Origin of the sequence: Paenibacillus endophyticus (assembly GCF_014192395.1) — a bacterium.
Classification (GTDB): domain Bacteria; phylum Bacillota; class Bacilli; order Paenibacillales; family Paenibacillaceae; genus Pristimantibacillus; species Pristimantibacillus endophyticus.
Map to the genome: position 1 here is coordinate 233,562 of NZ_JACHXW010000010.1, position 18,419 is coordinate 251,980.

General features: G+C 48.4%; 7 protein-coding genes, 12 tRNA genes and 1 rRNA gene. 1 reads left to right on the forward strand and 19 read right to left on the reverse strand.

The features are described 5' to 3' along the window. Positions 1–217 precede the first annotated feature (217 nt). The 3 genes from FHS16_RS17715 to FHS16_RS17725 form a co-directional block, all read right to left on the reverse strand. Positions 218–1,381 carry a S1C family serine protease gene (locus FHS16_RS17715; RefSeq protein WP_246431809.1) on the reverse strand — a complete coding sequence of 388 codons (1,164 nt, stop codon included), beginning with the start codon at positions 1,379–1,381 and terminating at the stop codon, positions 218–220. A gap of 227 nt (positions 1,382–1,608) precedes the next feature. Next, entirely contained in the window at positions 1,609–4,413 is a 2,805-nt protein-coding gene (gene ppc, locus FHS16_RS17720; RefSeq protein WP_183565343.1) for a phosphoenolpyruvate carboxylase, read from the reverse strand. A 393-nt stretch (positions 4,414–4,806) separates the two neighbouring features. After that, positions 4,807–10,101 carry a choice-of-anchor I family protein gene (locus tag FHS16_RS17725; protein WP_183565346.1) on the reverse strand — a complete coding sequence of 1,765 codons (5,295 nt, stop codon included), beginning with the start codon at positions 10,099–10,101 and terminating at the stop codon, positions 4,807–4,809. Between the two features lie 291 nt (positions 10,102–10,392). Here FHS16_RS17725 and FHS16_RS17730 point away from each other — a divergent pair, with 291 nt between their 5' ends. Beyond that, entirely contained in the window at positions 10,393–10,599 is a 207-nt protein-coding gene (locus FHS16_RS17730) for a hypothetical protein (RefSeq protein ID WP_183565349.1), read from the forward strand. Positions 10,600–10,756: 157 nt separating this feature from the next. Here FHS16_RS17730 and FHS16_RS17735 read toward each other — a convergent pair whose 3' ends face one another. From FHS16_RS17735 to FHS16_RS17810, 16 genes are all read right to left on the reverse strand, one after another. After that, positions 10,757–11,191 (reverse strand): protein-tyrosine phosphatase family protein, encoded by a 435-nt coding sequence (locus FHS16_RS17735; RefSeq protein ID WP_183565352.1) that lies wholly within the window; start codon positions 11,189–11,191, stop codon positions 10,757–10,759. Between the two features lie 789 nt (positions 11,192–11,980). Then, positions 11,981–12,054 (reverse strand) — tRNA-Gly (locus FHS16_RS17740). Between the two features lie 13 nt (positions 12,055–12,067). Continuing rightward, positions 12,068–12,144: transfer RNA gene (locus tag FHS16_RS17745), tRNA-Pro, on the reverse strand. A gap of 34 nt (positions 12,145–12,178) precedes the next feature. Beyond that, a tRNA-Arg gene (locus tag FHS16_RS17750) sits at positions 12,179–12,255 on the reverse strand. A gap of 8 nt (positions 12,256–12,263) precedes the next feature. Beyond that, positions 12,264–12,338, reverse strand: a tRNA-Gly gene (locus tag FHS16_RS17755). A gap of 855 nt (positions 12,339–13,193) precedes the next feature. Next, positions 13,194–14,051, reverse strand: coding sequence for an ABC transporter ATP-binding protein (locus FHS16_RS17760; protein ID WP_183565356.1), 858 nt, complete (start codon positions 14,049–14,051; stop codon positions 13,194–13,196). Positions 14,052–14,294: 243 nt separating this feature from the next. Next, positions 14,295–16,751 carry a phosphodiester glycosidase family protein gene (locus tag FHS16_RS17765; protein ID WP_183565359.1) on the reverse strand — a complete coding sequence of 819 codons (2,457 nt, stop codon included), beginning with the start codon at positions 16,749–16,751 and terminating at the stop codon, positions 14,295–14,297. Positions 16,752–17,336: 585 nt separating this feature from the next. Continuing rightward, positions 17,337–17,419: transfer RNA gene (locus FHS16_RS17770), tRNA-Leu, on the reverse strand. A 98-nt stretch (positions 17,420–17,517) separates the two neighbouring features. Next, a tRNA-Leu gene (locus tag FHS16_RS17775) sits at positions 17,518–17,600 on the reverse strand. Positions 17,601–17,617: 17 nt separating this feature from the next. Beyond that, positions 17,618–17,693 (reverse strand) — tRNA-Lys (locus tag FHS16_RS17780). A 10-nt stretch (positions 17,694–17,703) separates the two neighbouring features. Then, positions 17,704–17,778, reverse strand: a tRNA-Gln gene (locus FHS16_RS17785). 9 nt (positions 17,779–17,787) lie between these two features. After that, positions 17,788–17,863, reverse strand: a tRNA-Val gene (locus tag FHS16_RS17790). A 33-nt stretch (positions 17,864–17,896) separates the two neighbouring features. Beyond that, a tRNA-Glu gene (locus FHS16_RS17795) sits at positions 17,897–17,971 on the reverse strand. Between the two features lie 40 nt (positions 17,972–18,011). Beyond that, positions 18,012–18,087: transfer RNA gene (locus FHS16_RS17800), tRNA-Thr, on the reverse strand. A gap of 4 nt (positions 18,088–18,091) precedes the next feature. Then, positions 18,092–18,167: transfer RNA gene (locus FHS16_RS17805), tRNA-Asn, on the reverse strand. 161 nt (positions 18,168–18,328) lie between these two features. Then, positions 18,329–18,419 (reverse strand): 23S ribosomal RNA (locus tag FHS16_RS17810); the annotation flags it as partial.

Sequence of the window (18,419 nt, forward strand, 5' to 3'; positions counted from 1 at the left end):
AAAAAGCAAGACAAATGAGAAAGAAGCTCATGATTTCCTGTAGCGTCCTTTGTAAAATGAATCGTCATTCAGCCCATTATATCGGTTTGGCACGAAGTCAGCAATCGACCTAAGGCTAGTTTCTCGTTTCTACCTCGGGCCAGTTGGCGAGCCCATTTATGAATCAAATAAAGGCCTGAGAGGCAGCCAGCTCTCAAGCCTTCATATATCGATGCTTTTACAGTGTATTCGTCTTCAATTGCTCCAGCACCTTAGTGATCGTCGTCGTAGGGATAGCAAAGCCAATGCCCTGTGCCTCTGAGTTCACCGCCGTATTAATTCCGATAACTTCTCCCTGCTCATTGAGCAACGGCCCCCCGGAGTTCCCCGGATTAATGGAAGCGTCCGTTTGCAGCAAATGCTTGTACTCATGATCGCCTTGCTCGTCTGCTATCGTGATTGGGCGTTCTTTGGCGCTCAAGACACCCATCGTCAAGGTTTGATCGAAGCCATACGGATTGCCGATGGCAATCACCCAGTCGCCGATTTGTGTCGCATCGGAGCTTCCAAGCTTAAGGGATGGAAACGCCTTGCCATCCGGACTCTCTACCTTAAGCACCGCCAAATCCAGCTCGTAGCTGGAGCCGAGCACTTTTGCCGTGAGCGGCTCGTCGTAGCCTTGAACGGTAACCTTCACCTCTGCCGCATCAGCGATTACATGCTCGTTTGTCAGTATATACCCATCCGATTCAAAGAAAAATCCTGTACCGGAACCCATCAGCTGGAGTTCTGCACTGTTTTGTTGCTGTTGCTGCTCCTCCTGTTCTTGCTGCTGGCCGTTTCTGCCGGATTGCCCGCTTCCGAAAAATTGCCTAAAGCCTGGATCGTCGAACATGGATGTGGATTGCTCAGGCTGCGCATAGTTCTCGATCTTCACGACTGCCGGGCTGGCTGCCGCATAGACAGAGGCAATATCATCGCTGGTGCTTAATGATGCCGTGGACAAGCCTGCATCCTTCTGTGCAGATTGGCTGACTATGCTAGTACCGTTATTATTTAAAGCTTGCACATTGCCGCTGAACAAATTGTTTTTGTCCGCCATGTAGGAGAATCCTCCAATAACGAGCGCACCGATCAGAAACGATGCCACCAGCGTTTTAACCGATTGGCCGCCTTTTCGCTTCGGCTCCTTCCTATTCTCCCGATTTCCACTAAGCGGCTGCCTTGCATCCTTCTGCATATTCAGCTCTCTCTCATAAGAAGCTCTAAGCTCGCTGGTCGTTTTCGAAGATTCATAGATATAAGTAGTGGGAGGAGTCTCGCTTGCGTTGTTCGATGTATGTGTTTCGGAATAAGTAGGGTTCGTCGAATCATGATCATTGCGTTTGTTTTCCTCGTTCATGTCTATCATCCTTCCTTCATGTAGGTGTCTGCTTCCTATGTTTCTATCATGCAGGATGTACCTTAAACGAAACTTAAGGGGATTATAAATGAGCATAAGAAAAAAAACGCCCTGTTTTCAGCTTCCTTTAATGTTCACAATAGCGGCTGCCGGCAGCCTAAGCCGCATGCAAAAAAAGCCAGCCACGGCTTGCGCCGTGACCAGCTTTCTGTATTTGAATATATGCTTTAGCCCGTATTCCGAAGGCCAGCCGCAATGCCGTTAATCGTAAGAAGCACCTCGCGGAGCAGCTGCGGATCATCCTCTTCATTGTCGCGAAGCGCGCGCAGCTCGGTTAGAAGCTGCACTTGCATGTAGCTAAGCGGATCAACGTAAGGGTTGCGCAAGCGGATCGATTCTTGAATGACAGGTACGTTATCTAGAATTTCCGTTTGGCCAGTGATGCTAAGAATAAGCTCGGAAGTCAGCTTATATTCCTGCTCGATTTGCTCGAAAATGCGATCGCGAATCGTTTTGTCCTTGATCATATCCGCATATTCCTTCGCAATGACCAAATCCGCTTTCGCTAGCGCCATTTGGAGATTGTCGATTAGTGAACGGAAGAACGGGAACTTCTCGTACATCGTACGAAGCGTATTCAGCTTAGACTCATCCTCGCCGGCATACTGTTTGAGCGCCGTGCCTGCAGCATACCAAGCTGGCAGCAAATAACGGCTTTGCGTCCAAGCGAACACCCATGGGATGGCGCGCAGATCCTCAAAGCGATCGCTGTTTTTGCGTTTGGATGGGCGTGAACCGATATTCAGCTCGCCAACCTCAGGCAGCGGTGTCGATTCCTTGAAGTAGGTCAAGAAATCCGGATCGCGGAAAATCAGATCCTGGTACTTCTCAAGCGCCGTCTCGGAGATCGACCGCGCAATCTCATCCCACTCTGCTTCTGCTTGCGGCGCTTGCTCTGGGTATTTCGCCAGGCGAGCAGCCGTAATCAATGCCCAAGTCGCTTGCTCTAGACTGCGGTAAGCAATGCCTTGCATCGAATAACGGGACGAGAGGACCTCGCCTTGCTCCGTGATCTTGATGCCTCCGCCAATCGTATGAGGCGGCTGTGCAAGAATGCTTCGGTTAAGCGGCATTCCACCGCGGCCAAGCGCACCGCCGCGGCCGTGGAAGAACTTCAGCTTCACGTCGTACTCTTTTCCTGCTGCCGTAATTTCCTTCAACGCTACGCGCAGCTCCCAGTTCGCTGTAACTACGCCGCCGTCTTTGTTGCTGTCTGAATAGCCTAGCATAATTTCATGCAGGTTGCCGCGGGCAGCAACTGCTTGACGGTACACGGGAAGCTCGAACAGCTCCTTCATGATAGCCGGTGCCGCATGCAGATCGTCGATCGTCTCGAACAATGGAACCGATTGAAGCGTGCAGCGGATAGAGCCGTCCGCTTCTTTGCGGAACAAGCCGACTTCCTTCGCAAAAACCATAACCTCAAGCATATCGCTCGCCGCCTGCGTCATGCTGATCAGGTAGCTAGAGATACAGTTAACGCCAAATTCTTGCTGCGCGCGATAAATCGTATGGTAAACGTTCAAGCATTCACGTGTCGACTCCGAATAATCCAAATGACCCGACGTTAACGGGCGTGGATCGTTCAATAAACGGTGTAGCAGATCCGTTTTCTCTTCTTCGGAAAGTGAAGCATAGTCTGCAACGATGTTCATCTTCGCCAAAATCTCGGACATCGCGTTCTCATGCTCTTGGCTATGCTGACGAACATCAAGCGCCATGAGGTGGAAACCAAACAGCTCTACTTGACGAATCAGCTTAGCTAGCGCCGTATCTGCTACGTAGTCCGCAAAGTGATGACGGAGGCTTCGGTCGATGATAAGAAGATCCGCACGAAGCTCATCCGGATGGTTATAGCGCATCAGCGAACCTTTAAGGGACTCATCACGCGTGTTAGCAAGCTTCTCTAGCATGAAGCCGAGCTTAATCCGGTAAGGCTCCTTCGTGTTTCTCCACAGATCCACACATTTCAGTTCTACATGCTCGCGGTCCGAACGAATCGATTCCACAAGCTCCTCAGAAATTTCAACCAGATTCGTGCTGAAGCTGAGCAGATCCATTAGCTCATTAAGCTTTTCTTCATACTTGCGAATAGCCAGCTGGCGGTGAAGCGACAATGTTTCCCAAGTCACCTTCGCCGTTACGGACGGATTGCCGTCGCGATCTCCGCCGATCCATGAGCCAAAACGCAGGTAATCAGGCACATGCCAGTTCTCATTCGGATAATATTTGCTCAGGCAGCGCTCAAGCTCCTCATAGACGTTCGGCAGCACCTCGAACAATGTTTCGTCGAAGTAGTACAGCCCGTTGCGAACCTCGTCGATAACAGTTGGCTTGCGGTCACGAAGCTCATCGGTTTGCCATAGAATGAGAACCTCATTCATGAGCTTCTCGCGCAGCTTCTCGCGTTCGCGATAGGTGAGGGTTGGATTATCCAGCTCCATTACGTCAATCGCAATCCGTTTATGAATATCCAATACCGCACGGCGTGTCGCCTCGGTTGGATGCGCAGTCATAACAAGCTCTAGTGAGATGTTGCATAGAATATCTTGCACGTCTTCGATTGCGATGCCGCGCTCCTTCAGATCCTGAACGGCGCTCTCAATGGAGCCGCGTTGTACCGCTTCGCCAGACGAAACCTCATAATCCCGTTTCCGTCTAATCCGGTGGTTTTGCTCAGCAATATTGACGAGTTGAAAATAAATAGCAAACGCCCTAATCACTTGGTGACGTATTTCCGGGCTAAGGGAAGATACGTTTTCTTTGAATTGATCAAATATTTCCGGTACGAATTCAGCGCGAAGCGCTTTGCTTTGTTCACGAATCCGTTCTACGATATCTAGCAGCTCCCGGCCGCCTTGATGAACGAGAACTTCTCCAAGAATGTTACCTAGAAACCGGACATCGCGTCGCAGCAAATTGTTGGCCTGCTGCCGATTTGTCGTCAAAGTAGATGCAGATTGATCCGACATACTGTTCCTCCTAAATTTTTGCGAAGCGAAATCGCTCCGTAAGCATTTACTTGTATTGCGAAGCTGAAATCACTTCATAAGCTTGCATGTACAACATGAACGTTTTTTTGACTTCTACCATCATACTACAAAAACCTACAGGGTTGAAGCCCTCGGCCCAATCCGCCCAAAATCATCGCAGCCGCATAGCCACGGGCAGTTTGCTCTTTTTTCTAAACCACTCAGCCAACAATTAACATCACAAACGTAAACGGCTGAAGCCGTCCTCTGGCGGCTAAGCTTACGTTTCGCGTAGAAATATAGAGAAAGTTGGCGAAATGATATACTTTCCTATATTTTAAAAAACCGCGCCATCTTTCCATGAAAGACGACGCGGTCTAGCTTGTTGCTGCTTTATGCCATTAATTGAATCCATATTGCGAGCATTTTCGCTGTTTCCTCACGGGTAGCGGCATCCTTCGGCGCGAATTGGCTAGCCCCGCTTCCCGCTGCCGTTTTACCGTTAATGATGCCTGCTGCCTGTGCAGCTGCCGCAGCTTCCTTCGCGAATCCGCTTATCGAGGATTCATCTGAAAAGGCTTGTGCATTTGTATGGTTCGGCAATGCAAAGCCCATTAGCTCGCTGAACCTCACGATCATCGTTACCAATTGCTCGCGGCTAATATTGGCCTTCGGTTCAAACTTCCCGTCGCCCGTTCCTCCGGCAATGCCATTCTCGGAAGCCCATGCAACTGCACCCGCATAATAATCGGCAGCCTTCACATCCGTGAAGCTTGAAGCTTTTTCTGCATCTAGGTCAGCTCCGGCAATGCGAGCAAGAATGAGCGCGAAATCCGCTCTTGTCATATTTGCTTTCGGTGCGAACTTATCGCCGCCCATGCCTCCGATGATGCCTCTAGAGGATAGATATACGATAGAATCCTTGGCGAAGCTTGTCGCCGTATCGCCAAAGCTTACTTGATTATAACCAACTGCGTACGTAGAGAAATGGTCGACTGTGAAATGCAGCTGGCCCGTCAGCGCATCATATACGCTGTTAGGCACAACGACGGGCTGCCCATCACTGCCTACATAGTAGATGACAATCGCATGGCTGTCTTCGTTCGCTTGCAATGTGTAAGGAATGCTTAGCCGCGCTTTGCCACCAAGCAGATCGGTTACAGCCGAGCTGCCCGCCGTCACATCGAATTCAAAGGCCGGGTGGCTGCCAATAACTTGCTTGGCTGACTCGCTTAGCTTTTCTTTATCGGCTTGCTTCACAACGATTGAAACCTGCTCTTTCCCTGCAGCTGCGGTAAGTGTGCCGATCGCCTTGGCATCGAAGGAAACAATGCCGAGCTCTGTATTCAGACTAAGCGTCTTCAGCCCGCTCGATGCAAGCTGGGCAATCGCTTCTTTCTCGAACTGGATCGATGCGGACACAGCAGACTTATTGGATGTCGCCTTAAATTCAATCGCACCCGACTTGCCGCCTGCTGCTTTATTAAGAGCGTCCAGCGCCGATGCTACTTGGCTCGTCTTAATGATTGCTGTCGACTTGCCGCTGCTGTCTGTCGTTGCCTCAATATTCGTTACCGCCTTCACCGTATCTCCGTTCACGATGGTCGTGTCCGAATTGCCTGGAGCAGGCGTTGACGCTGGCAACGTAGGTGCAGGATTTACAGTACCTTCGCTTACCGTTACATTCGTCTCGGCTAAACCATAACCATCTGCGCTTGTCGCAGCAATCACTGCAGTACCCGGCGCAACTGCCGTCACGCTGCCATTAGCATCTACTTTCGCTACCGCTGGGTTCGAAGACGACCACACGGAAGTTTCCGGGCTGCCACCTGCCGGCTCCACGATCGCGTTCAGCTTCACAGCCGCATCTCCTACTTTAATGGCCAATGCGGCACGGTCTACGGTTACTTTTGAAACATTCAACTGATACACGCCGACCTTGCCCCCAACCTCATAGGCAACTAATAGAAGCGGCTGTCCCGTGGGGCTTATGCTGGCCGGAATAAATTCCAGACCCTCAGGACCTGTGTCCGTATTGAAATTGTCCTTGCCTTCGCTATCCTTAAACACACGGGAATTCGTATAATTGACGAACTTCGCGTTCGCCGGATCTGTTACGTCGTAAGTCATGAAGCCGCCGATGCGCTCAAGACCTACGAAGGCAAGCACCTTGCTGCCTACTTTTCCGGTCTTGATGTCCTCTGGCTCCGGCCCCTTCTTCCCGCTACGGTCATCGAGGGCAGTCTTGCTATTGCTCGTATTGAAATATTCAGGCAGACGTTTTGCCGTTATCGCCTCGAAATCGCTGCCGCTGTCGAAGACCTGGTCCATCGAATCCGCGTTCCAGATGGAGAAGGAGCGTCCGCCATACATGTAGATGCTGTCATTGCCCATATCGCTTGCCACTTCAATTCCGTCATACGCGGTTTTGCCATTAAGGAAAATAGCCGCCGCAGAGTTAGGATCAAGACTGCCCTTCAAAGCGCCGATCGTGCTGCCGTTCGTACGATTCGGCCATTCCGTTACATCTCCCTCGTTAGCCGTAAACAGGTAAGTCTGTCCGTCAATCGTGTGCGATGCCATGCCATCCGGCATATACATGCCTTTGAAAGGGACATTTTCGAGCTTAATCGCGCTGTCTTTGACCAGATCCAGCGCATTGCGCGCTTCATTGTAATCCTTCAAGCCTAGCGCCTTCACGGCTTTCACTTTATTCGTTGCAATGTCGATCAACGCTATCGCATTATTTTCCTGCAGCGATACATACGCTGTCTTGTTATCCTCCGACAGCGTAATATACTCCGGCTCCAAATCATAAAGCGCGTCCGCTTTCGTTCCGCTTGACTTAATCTTGCCGTCGGCAGGATCCGCTTGTCCGCGAATATGAACGCCATCCTCAATTACCGATGCATCATCAAAATAAACCGGCGTTGACACGCCCGATTCCGTGTTGACGATCGTCACGCTGCCCTTCGGATCTGTTGTGCCCAGACGCGGCTCGGCCTCGTCGGCGCTAAGGATATATTTGCCATCCGGTGTCGATTTAATCATATCGGGCTGTACGCCTGTTTTATAAGTCGTTACCAAGTTTCCGTCATAGTCGAGGACTAATATTTTACCCGCTTTAAGAGAATCCGCCTCCTGCACGGTTACCGACACATGCTTCGTCACGGTGTTAATGTCTACGCTCGTCAAATCGCCATACAAGAAGCCGTCGGTTTCCGCTAGCTCCTTAACCGCTATCGTCTTTTCCTTGATGAGTGTCCCGCTTCCGTTACCAAGGCCTACAATATCCAAGCTCGGAGGATCGCCAGAGCCATTCACCAAGTAGAACTTGCCGTTGTCTTTGTTGAATTTGACGATTTCGGCAACCCCGCCTTCTTTATTGAATAGGCCAACGGCATACTCTCCGATTTTTGTCACATTCAGCGTATCGTCAAACGCCTCGGATACAGGAACAATATCCATATCCGTGCTAGCATCAACAATTGCCAGGCGGATGCTTCCTTCAAACACGCCGATTGCGCCGGTCGCTTTCACCGTGTCGCCAATAGCAAGCTTCGGCAATGCTCCGTTCACATACAAGAGCATCCCGTTGTCCAGCAGGATTGTTTTTGCCGTTTCGTTAATGGCTTCAGCCTTGCCGGTTGTTGCAACTCTTCTGCCATGCATATCGGACGTTACCATCGATAGCTTGTCCACAACGAGCATCGAGCTGTCAAACGTATCCTCTGCCGTCAGACTGTAGATGCCGTTGTTCAGCCTCAGTACCTGCGGATCGCCTTTTACGCGAATCTCACCTTCATGAAGACCTGCCATACCGGTTACGCGTACTTCTGCGCCGACCGGGATTGATGCATCCATGCCTTCTACCGCAATCGCACCCGTGAACGATTGTACATAGCGCACTGCTGTTGCTTGAGCGTTATCTGCTTTTACTGGCGGCGTTGTTACCAAGCCCTCTATCACGACGTTTGTATCAGCTTCCAGCGACTGAAGCGATCCAATGAGCTTCACGAAGCCCTGTACAACCTCCGTTTCACCTTCCGCATCGCCAGACTTTGTAGGAGATGGGTCCACAATTGCAAAATCAATCGCATTATTGTTCGAATCCTGAAAGTTCACGCGGCGAACCCCTTTAATTGCAGCAGGCAGCGACGATCCATTACCTGCAGAAGCCCCTTCATGCAGCGAAGTTGTTAGACTGCCAAAGCCTACTGCATCTACAACTGACTCTGAAGCGTAAGTTCCTTGATACAGCTCTACTGTTCCATCCGTATCGGACATGCCGATCGATTGTTCCTTCGTGCTCGCGTAAGCATCAGCCTCAAAGGCTTCGCCGTAATTTTTGTCGCTAGTATTTCCCCAAGTCGCTTCAAGGCGCACAAGGTAATAATCATGAGGCAAAATAACCGCGTCTTGGTCAAAATCATAGCCTTGAATGGTGGTCGCGCCTTTATTGCTGTATTTCAAATGATAACCTGCAAGCGAGATCGGCTCGGCAGTCGGATTATAGAGCTCTACAAAATCATACAAGTAAGGTGCTGCAACCGGAGGCGTTTCCTTATTGATTTTGCCGCCTCCTCCATATACTTCATTAATAAGCACATGGTTTGCTGCCGCTATCTCTATGTTAATCGTAAGCTTAAACGACTTGGAAATGCTAAGCGGCGTTCCTGCCGTACTATCCGTTACCGTCACTGTCACATCGGCTTCTGAAATGGCTGACGTCGGCGTGCCGGCCAGCTCGCCATTCGTGTTCATGCTTAACCCGTTAGGCAACCCCTCTGCTGTAAAAGAATACGGGGCGGTTCCTCCGGTAGCTTGTACGAATGCTGAATATGCTGAATCTACAAAACCATCCGTCAAAGCGGCCGTACTGATCGCTAACGGCTGTACAACGCCAGGCCCCCATGCGCCATCCGCGCTGCTGCGAGGCAAAGCGGCGAGCAGAGCATCTCCTGTAGCATTATCGTAATCGACTTGTTTGAAATCCAACTTATTGTTGTCTGTATCTCCGAAGTTGCTGCGGCGAATGGACTTCTTCTTCGACGTACCTTCAGCCGATCCAGAAGGATGGGCGGTTTCATAACCATCGATTTTACTGTTGGTATCATTGCTGCCTGTACCTACCATGTCGACATAGCCATCTGGCATAGTGAGGAACGGATTAGCTTCTGCAATTACCGTTTGGTTGCTCATTAGAACAACCTTCATTCCTTTATTATTAATATACTGATCAAAAGCCTGATCCGATTTGGTCGAAAGATCTACCTTCGGATTTGCCGCTCCAGTGGATTTTCCAGTAATCAGAAATGATGAATGAGCCTTGATTGTACCTGCCAGCTTGAGCATCTTCCAAGCCCTAGTAGGTTCTATCTCTGGATTGGTGAAGGGGTCGGCATATTGCAGCGACCATCCAGTCAAATCGATATCGCTATTAGTCGGATTATAAAGCTCAATGAAGCCGTGCGATACCAGCAAGCCTGAATCGTCGGCTAATCCACCACCATACACTTGATTAATGACTACGTGCGGAACGCTAATGTCGTAAGCATTATCTACTGCGTATGGTGTCCCAATAGGTTGCAGCCCCGCTGCCAAGACCGGTCCGCCAACCATAGCCACGCTAGCCGTAATTTCAGCGGCCAACAATAGCGATACCAACCTTTTGCTATAAATCTTCAAAAGCGACTCACTCCCATTTCTAATAAGTTAACTTAATTGTAAAGATCGAATATTACGTGAATATCAATCTTCCGTTAAGCTTTGGTAAATGGAAGCAGCACGTTTAAAAAATACTATATATAACTAAGGCTGCCCCTCGGTTCGTCTGAACAATCGCTCTAGAGAATGCATGCAGCATAATTGCTTCTCTTGTGAACGACAGGTCATTGAGACTTGAAGGACAGCTATAATGGATATATATCTAAGATCTGATCAGAATTCACTCTATAAACAAAGGAGAGTTAGCTTCTCTTGAATGAGGAAACACGCGTGGTAATGGATGATATCCATTTGAAAACTGCCGAAAGAAATAAAGCAATTGATCAATCCCATGTGAGTACAAATGCAAGACTGGATTCAATAAATGTGAAAATAGATGAACAACAACAAAAAGCCTTGCTGCGCAAGGCCTTCGGGTTTAAAAAGTTGGAGCGCGTGGGAATCGAAGTCCGTTTCTAAAATAGCGTTGCCCCAAATTTGCCCTAAAACAACTAATGCGGAATAAATAATGCAATAGACCCAAAACTGTTTTTTGTTACGCCTTTGTTATGAGTTCCTATAATTCCACAAATGAACATCTATTTATCTGCGACATCCTGTTTTTTTTAAATATTTATTATTCCTTTGGAAACATTCTGTTCAGCGATTCCTTAAGGGGCTTCTTTATAATGATTTCAGGCCGAAGCCGTTGAGCCTCTTTTTCTGCATCTTCATAAGTGTCGAATAACCCGAGTGATATTAATGTCCCAATAGCCACACTTCCTGTACGGTTTCGGCCAGCAGCACAGTGGAACGCAACCGTTTTACCTTCTTTGCTAGCCTGAATAACTGTGTTAATAGCATTCTTAAGCGATTGATCCTGATCTTCCGTTTGTTCTCCATCAATTAACGGTATATGAATATATTCTAGATTAGGATTTTCTGTGGATGGTGCAGAAACCTCGTCGCGCAGGTCAATAATAACATCACATTTTTCATTCTTGACCATATCCTCTACGTCATCTGCCCCACCCATATAAATGCCATCATGCAACTTTTGGTATTTCTTCATGTTTATCACTCCTTAATTTTTATTAATGATAACAAATGAACAGATTGAACCCCATCCGATGCTGGTATTCTTAGGTTTATGATATGAAATCTTAGATTCTATGCAAAGCAAACTGGACTTATAAAAAATTCTTCTTCTATACTCTCAAAAAAGTACAACACGCAGAGCTTACGTGTAACAATAGCTAAACAATGAGGAAAGCCAAAAAAAAGGCAACGCATGTAGCTATAGAATAATTTAATACCGCTATACTAGCAATGTAAATAATAATCGCCATCGTTTGCCGTTCTAGCCAAAACAGATAGTCAACGTGAACAACGGTTACCGCTCCTTTCTACTCAAATACGGGAAATCAAATGCAAAACAGCCCTCCATATTCATGAGAATATGAAGGGCTGTTTTTAAAATTAAAATTTAGTTAACATACTTAGATTATTAAGCTCCCTATTAACCCGGAGACGCTTTTTAAGTGGTCGCGACCTCTCAAATCCGAACGAATGATCTACGCCGCACAACTGCCATGCCGCTCCGTGAGAGCGGAGCTGAGATCGGAGCTGATCTCTGCAAATACAGGAACGCTTACGACATTCAAATAGGAACAACTGCTAATATCTATACGCACGAACTAGAACTGATTAGTCGTGAGTCAATGACCGACTTGAATCCTTGAATCCGAAAAGTTTTACTTTTGCCCCAGAACCTGCCCCAAGATAGGGGCAGGCCTCATTTCCTTCGGAAAACAAACAACAAAAAAAGCCTTGCTGCGCAAGGCTTTCGGGTTTAAATAGTTGGAGCGGGTGATGGGAATCGAACCCACGCTATTAGCTTGGAAGGCTAAAGTTCTACCATTGAACTACACCCGCAAATAAATGAATATGGTCGGGACGACACGATTTGAACATGCGACCCCCTGGTCCCAAACCAGGTGCTCTACCAAGCTGAGCTACGTCCCGAAGTGTAAATGAATTGCGTCTAATGCTGATAAAATGGCGCGGCCTAAGAGATTCGAACTCCTGGCCTTTTGATTCGTAGTCAAACGCTCTATCCAGCTGAGCTAAGGCCGCACAATTTATGGAGCGGAAGACGGGAATCGAACCCGCGACCCTCGCCTTGGCAAGGCGATGCTCTACCGCTGAGCCACTTCCGCACGTTACTTTCGTTTGTCGTTCGTGATGTTTAACATCGCGGCGACAAGTAATAATATATCACCCCTGAAAACAAAAAGCAACTGTTTTTACAAAAAAGTTTTAATCTTTTTTCAAACGCTCTGATTCCCCGTAAAACGAAAGCAAGAAAATCCAGTAATGACGCGAAATCCGGAGCCTTCTTTGCTTGTTGCATTTTTAAAAACATATGCGATTGCGGCATCAATATGACTAATGATTCTTTAAATATACGACTGCATTGCTGACCTGGATATTAATACTCGGAAGAGTACGACGGTAATTTTCTGTAATTGTCTAACACCCTAACTTACTTGTTGATCATAAATACTCCTTATTTCATCCCCCACTACTTTTTACAACTTACAACTTACTGCTTACTTTTTACTTTTTACTTCTTACTTTTTACTTCTTACTCCTTACTCCTTACTTCTTACTTCTTACTTCTCTTACTTCTTACTTCTTACTTCTTACTTCTTACTTCTTACTTCTTACTTCTTACTTCTTACTTCTTACTTCTTCTTACTTCTTATAATGACATGAACCGATGATGACTATCCGCGAGATATGGAGGCAGAGCCACCTCTATAAAAACATCTTCTAATGGTGTCGACTCATCATATTGCTTGTAACCGATAGACGCGAACAAGCATTGCTTGTTGCGCATGTCCATTGTCAACTTAGGCGGTTGTTCAATCTCTATACAGAAAAGACTGTTCCCAATAGCATGAATCGCTCGGGAACAGTCTCTTCAATTGCAAAGACATACAATTGCAAAGCCAAATCAATTAAGCCTATAAAAGCATCATACATCTGATTCTAAATTTAAGTATACCTGACTACGCTCCAGCAGCTGTCAGCGTCTTTTCTTGCTCCGCGCTTCTCTTGATCGCTACTTTGTCGGCAGCCGGTTGTCCAGCAAGCGCATAAGGCAAGCAAAGCGGTACGCCTGTGCGCGGATCAGGAACGATATCTGCTTCAATATTGAATACTTCGCGCATAATATCAGGCGTCATAACCTCAGCAGGCGATCCCTCGCCAACAACAACACCTGTCTTAATAGCAATCATATGGTGCGCGTAGCGTGTTGCATGGTTTAGATCATGTACAACCATGACGACTGTACGATTGTTCGTTGCGTTAAGCTTTTGAAGCAAATGAAGTACTTCGAGCTGATGCGCCATATCAAGGAAAGTTGTTGGCTCATCCAGAAATAGGATATCTGTCTCCTGCGCCAAGGACATCGCGATCCAAGCGCGCTGACGCTGTCCGCCTGATAAATGGTCAACTGGACGGTCTGCGAAATCAGTCATGCCAGTCGCTTCGATTGCCCATTGTACGATACTCCGGTCTTCCTTGCTCATCGAGCCAAAACCTTTCTGATAAGGAAAACGTCCGTAGGATACAAGCTCGGCTACTGTCAGTCCATCTGGTGCGGTTGGATTCTGCGGCAAAATGGCCAGCTGCTTCGCTACTTCCTTCGTGGATTGCTTATGAATCGATTTGCCGTCCAGAAGCACACTGCCTTGGGATGGATTCATAATACGGGCCATCGTTTTCAAAATCGTCGATTTGCCAGAGCCATTGGCTCCAACCAGCGCCGTAATTTTCCCTTGTGGTATAGCAATGTTTAAATTCTTGACGATAAGACGATCATCATAACCAATATCAAGACCCGAAGTCGTTAGACGAATCATTGGACATGCACGCTCCTTCTGCTGCCGCGGCAGACATCTTCTGAATGTAAATATAAGTATAAGTATGTGGATTCCGTTTCTTCAAACGAAAATTGATAACGATTATCATTGACGTTTTAATGATAATGTTTCTCACGTCAAAAGTCAATGGTTAACTCTGTGACGCATTATATTTCTATAGGCTATGAACCTATTCAAAAAAATAAAACCGTCCCCAACGCGAGGACGGTTCATAGTGCTCTTTTACCACTTCAGCTTCGTTCCGAAAACAAGACTGTTACTAATCAACCTTCCTGGCGTCGTAATGAGCTTGCCTTGGGCATACATACCTGAGGATGCGCCGCCGTCCAAATTCATCGCTTGCACAGCGCCAAGCTGCAGCATGATTTGTCCCCATTGCTTTATGGTTGCCTGAGACACGGTCGCCAGAACGACAGTTCCATCTTTTTTAACGAGAATACCGCTTCGCGCTGCAGAGTCTGTTAAAATTTTGGAGCTGCTGAAGCCTTCTCCCGCAGGGTTGATCGCCAGCTTCCCGTCTTTTACCAGCCTAGGGCCTGCTCCGACTGCCGTATGCACGCGTGACCAGGCAATTGGCATTTTTGACAGATTGGCCATCTCGAGCTTATAGTCTACGGCCGTTCCGACCTTGAAACGCTCTGCCAGTTTCTCTTCTGAGCCTATAAAAACAAGGACGTATCCATCCGCTGGAATGCTGACGTTCTCTTTCTTGCTAATCTTTGTCACTTTCCCCTTACTTACTGTTATTGTCGTGCCTAAAGCAAAGCCAACCTTGGCTCCTCGCTTCGGCGTAAACATAATAGCTGAGGAAGCACCTGCCGACGGGGTACGATTAATAAAGTAAACATACCAATTATTCGGGTAGGCAAATGAACCGTCGGTGCCTCCCAGCACTTTAACGCGAAGCGAATCCATTACGATGGTGCCATCCCAAGTAAAACCGATTGCAGTTCCCGTATTGCCGATATGCTCCACATTGCCGTCTGCGATGATCGTACCGTACGGCTCCGGGATGCCTCCGTAAGCCTCGAAGTAGGTTCCATTGATCGCGGCATCGGCGTTGTAGGCCTTTGTAATCGACACTAGCGGCTGAACGATGCCAACCTTGCGGCTTGCTAGACCTGCCGTCATTGGTATTCCTTTAGGAATGACCACCGTTTGAACCGTATAGGACTTGCCTGATAGGCTAACTTTCTTCGCCTCGTGCTTCACCTTCAGCTTGGAGGCCGAAGCAGCAACCTGAACAGGAAGCTTAAGCTGGCCTTTGTAGCCGCTCGTTATGACGTCGACATATAAGTTTGCCGAGCCCGCCGCTATTGGGGTCACAACGCCTTTATCCGTAATGCGGACGATCGCCGCATTATCTGAGCGGAAGGCGAGGGCGACGGAATCGGACAGCTTCAGCTTGTCCGTGAGCAGGAGCCTCGTATCCAGCGGCAGCTTAAGCGTCGCCGCTGCGTAAGTGACCGCGACAGGCCGGACTGGTCCCGCCGCGATGAGCTTGCTTCCGGACGCATACGCGAAGCGTCCGGCACCCATCGGCGCCACGCCGCTCGCGGGAACCGCGGCGTGTCCGCCGTAGGTGTACAAGATCGACTTGGCGAAGCCGTCGATCGCGTAAACAGCGCCGGATCGGCCGCCGGCCAGTACGATGCCGGCGGCAGCATCCGGCGCCAGCGCCACGGGGCCGAAGCCACCGGCCCCGGCGGCGCTGATGCGCCATAGTTCCGCCCCGTCTGCGAGGCGGAACGCAGCAATGCCGTTGCCGCTAAGCTCTGCGGCAACGACAGCCCCAGCATCCCCGGGCAGAAGCACCGGGGATGTCCAGCCGCCTGCGGGCGCAGCCGCAAGCTCGCGCGTGAATCGGACTTTGCCGTCCTCTTCATACGCAGCGACCGCTTTGCCCGCAAGCAGCAGCACGCCTCCGCCTACCCGGTCGGCGGCCAGCTTAGCCCCAAGCAGCGACTGTTCCAATGCCGCTTCCCATACAACCGCTCCTGCACGCACTGCATAAAGCGTGCCGTTGCTGCCTAGGGCGTACACGCCGCTCTTACCTGCGGCGAGCTCCTTTACCGTGACGCCGTCAGGCAATAAAGCTGCCTGCTTCTCACCAGTACTGCTTAGCGACAGGATCGCATGCTGATAGGCAAAATACGGATAACCTTCTCCATCCGTCACCACGCCGGAGGGCTGCAGCTGTTCTTTTTTATTCTTGAAATAAAAAATACCTGTCTGCCCGCCATTTGCCGCCCTATCATATTTGAACAGCCGTGCGCCCGTGCCTGCTATATAAATCTCGTTTTTCCCATTTATAGCCGGAGCAGACAGCTTGCTGTAAGTGTTCACACGCTTCACTTCTTTGCCTTTCCCGTCCAACACGGATAACCATCCATTGGCAGTCACCGTAAAAAGATTGCCATTGGGCAAAGCAAGCGGTGCATACAACATGCCTTCCCCTGTATACCGCCAATACTCCAGTTCCGCTTTGCTGCTTGCTGGGTTCTTTGTCGCTGCTGCTCCGTTTAATGCCGTATTTGATGATTCGGCCGCCATCATGCTCCTGTTCCCAAGGGCAGCTGCAGTCTGCAAACCGTGGCTTCCTATATGGCTGATTCCAATAATCATGATTAGCAGAACAACAAAGGCTCTAAGTTTGTGATCCGTCATTTTCTGTTGCATCGTTCCAGTCTCCTTCATCTTCATAGGTTCCAAATAGTCCCAATGAACTATATCGACAGCTCTATGCACAAAATGAAGAGAGTTCACGCCTAACAAAACTCATTATTACAATAGGCTAACATCTTGGTAACCATTGCTAGTCAGTGCTCTTACACCACGTAACAACAACTAGACAGTTAAACTCATATCTATTTCTTATTATGAATCATTCAATTGTTTTATAGTTTATTTCCCTAATCATTAAGCTGATTGATATTTAACCACAATCATTATAGTGGATTTTCTTGATAAACTAATGATGAAGATACGTGGGGGATTATCTAAACGATGGGTGTAATTAAAGAGGGACGACTAGCCTAATACACCGTTAGTTGCGTTTTCTGACATTATTTCTTGGGGATATAGGGGGAGTCGCAAACAACATGCGGATATCATCCTTCATTTTAGGAAATTCAATTTAAGAAATCTTTTATTACATTACTTGTAGATATTATAATCGAACACATGCAGGGGAAATGACAAGCTTAGCCATTTAAGTGTGTAAACAGCAAAAAACCCTTGTTCGCCAAGGGTTTTCTCATGGTATGGTGCGCGTAGAGGGACTTGAACCCCCACGGTCGCCCGCTAGATCCTAAGTCTAGTGCGTCTGCCAATTCCGCCATACGCGCATATTTCGTTGTGTTCTTGCTAAACCATGTTTTGTAGGAGTTCCACCTACGTTACTTTGTTGACATACAAAGCGCTTCCCGATTAAGGGTGTTAAAGATGGTGCGCGTAGAGGGACTTGAACCCCCACGGTCGCCCGCTAGATCCTAAGTCTAGTGCGTCTGCCAATTCCGCCATACGCGCGCGTTAGATAAAAAAAATGGTGAGTCATGTAGGATTCGAACCTACGACACCCTGATTAAAAGTCAGGTGCTCTACCAACTGAGCTAATGACTCATAGTATAAGTGGCTGGGGATTCAGGGATCGAACCTGAGAATGACGGAGTCAAAGTCCGTTGCCTTACCGCTTGGCTAATCCCCAACAGCGATATGGTGGACGCTGACGGGATCGAACCGCCGACCCTCTGCTTGTAAGGCAGATGCTCTCCCAGCTGAGCTAAGCGTCCAAATATATAGGCGCCTTTTGTAAAAAAGGTAATTGGTGACCCGTAGGGGACTCGAACCCCTGTTACCTCCGTGAAAGGGAGGTGTCTTAACCACTTGACCAACGGGCCATGCATAAATGGAAGCTTGTCCTTAAAGTTGAAAGATTACTGGAGCTCTCAACCGGATTCGAACCGGTGACCTCATCCTTACCATGGATGCACTCTACCTACTGAGCTATGAGAGCATAATGGCTCCCCGAACAGGACTCGAACCTGTGACAACTCGATTAACAGTCGAGTGCTCTACCAACTGAGCTATCAGGGAACATTGCATATTTGCGTTGAAATGTCTCCAAGAGCTTCAACTGCAAAAGAGGCACGGTTGAACAACAAGGCATTGCGCCCTGAAAACTGGATACGAAAGATAAGGTTGCTGAACCTTTACTGCTGCTGTCTACCGGATGTATGGGTCCGAGTAAACCTGTTTAGGATAAGCCCTCGACCGATTAGTATTCGTCAGCTACACACATTGCTGTGCTTCCACCCCGAACCTATCAACCTCGTCGTCTTCAAGGGG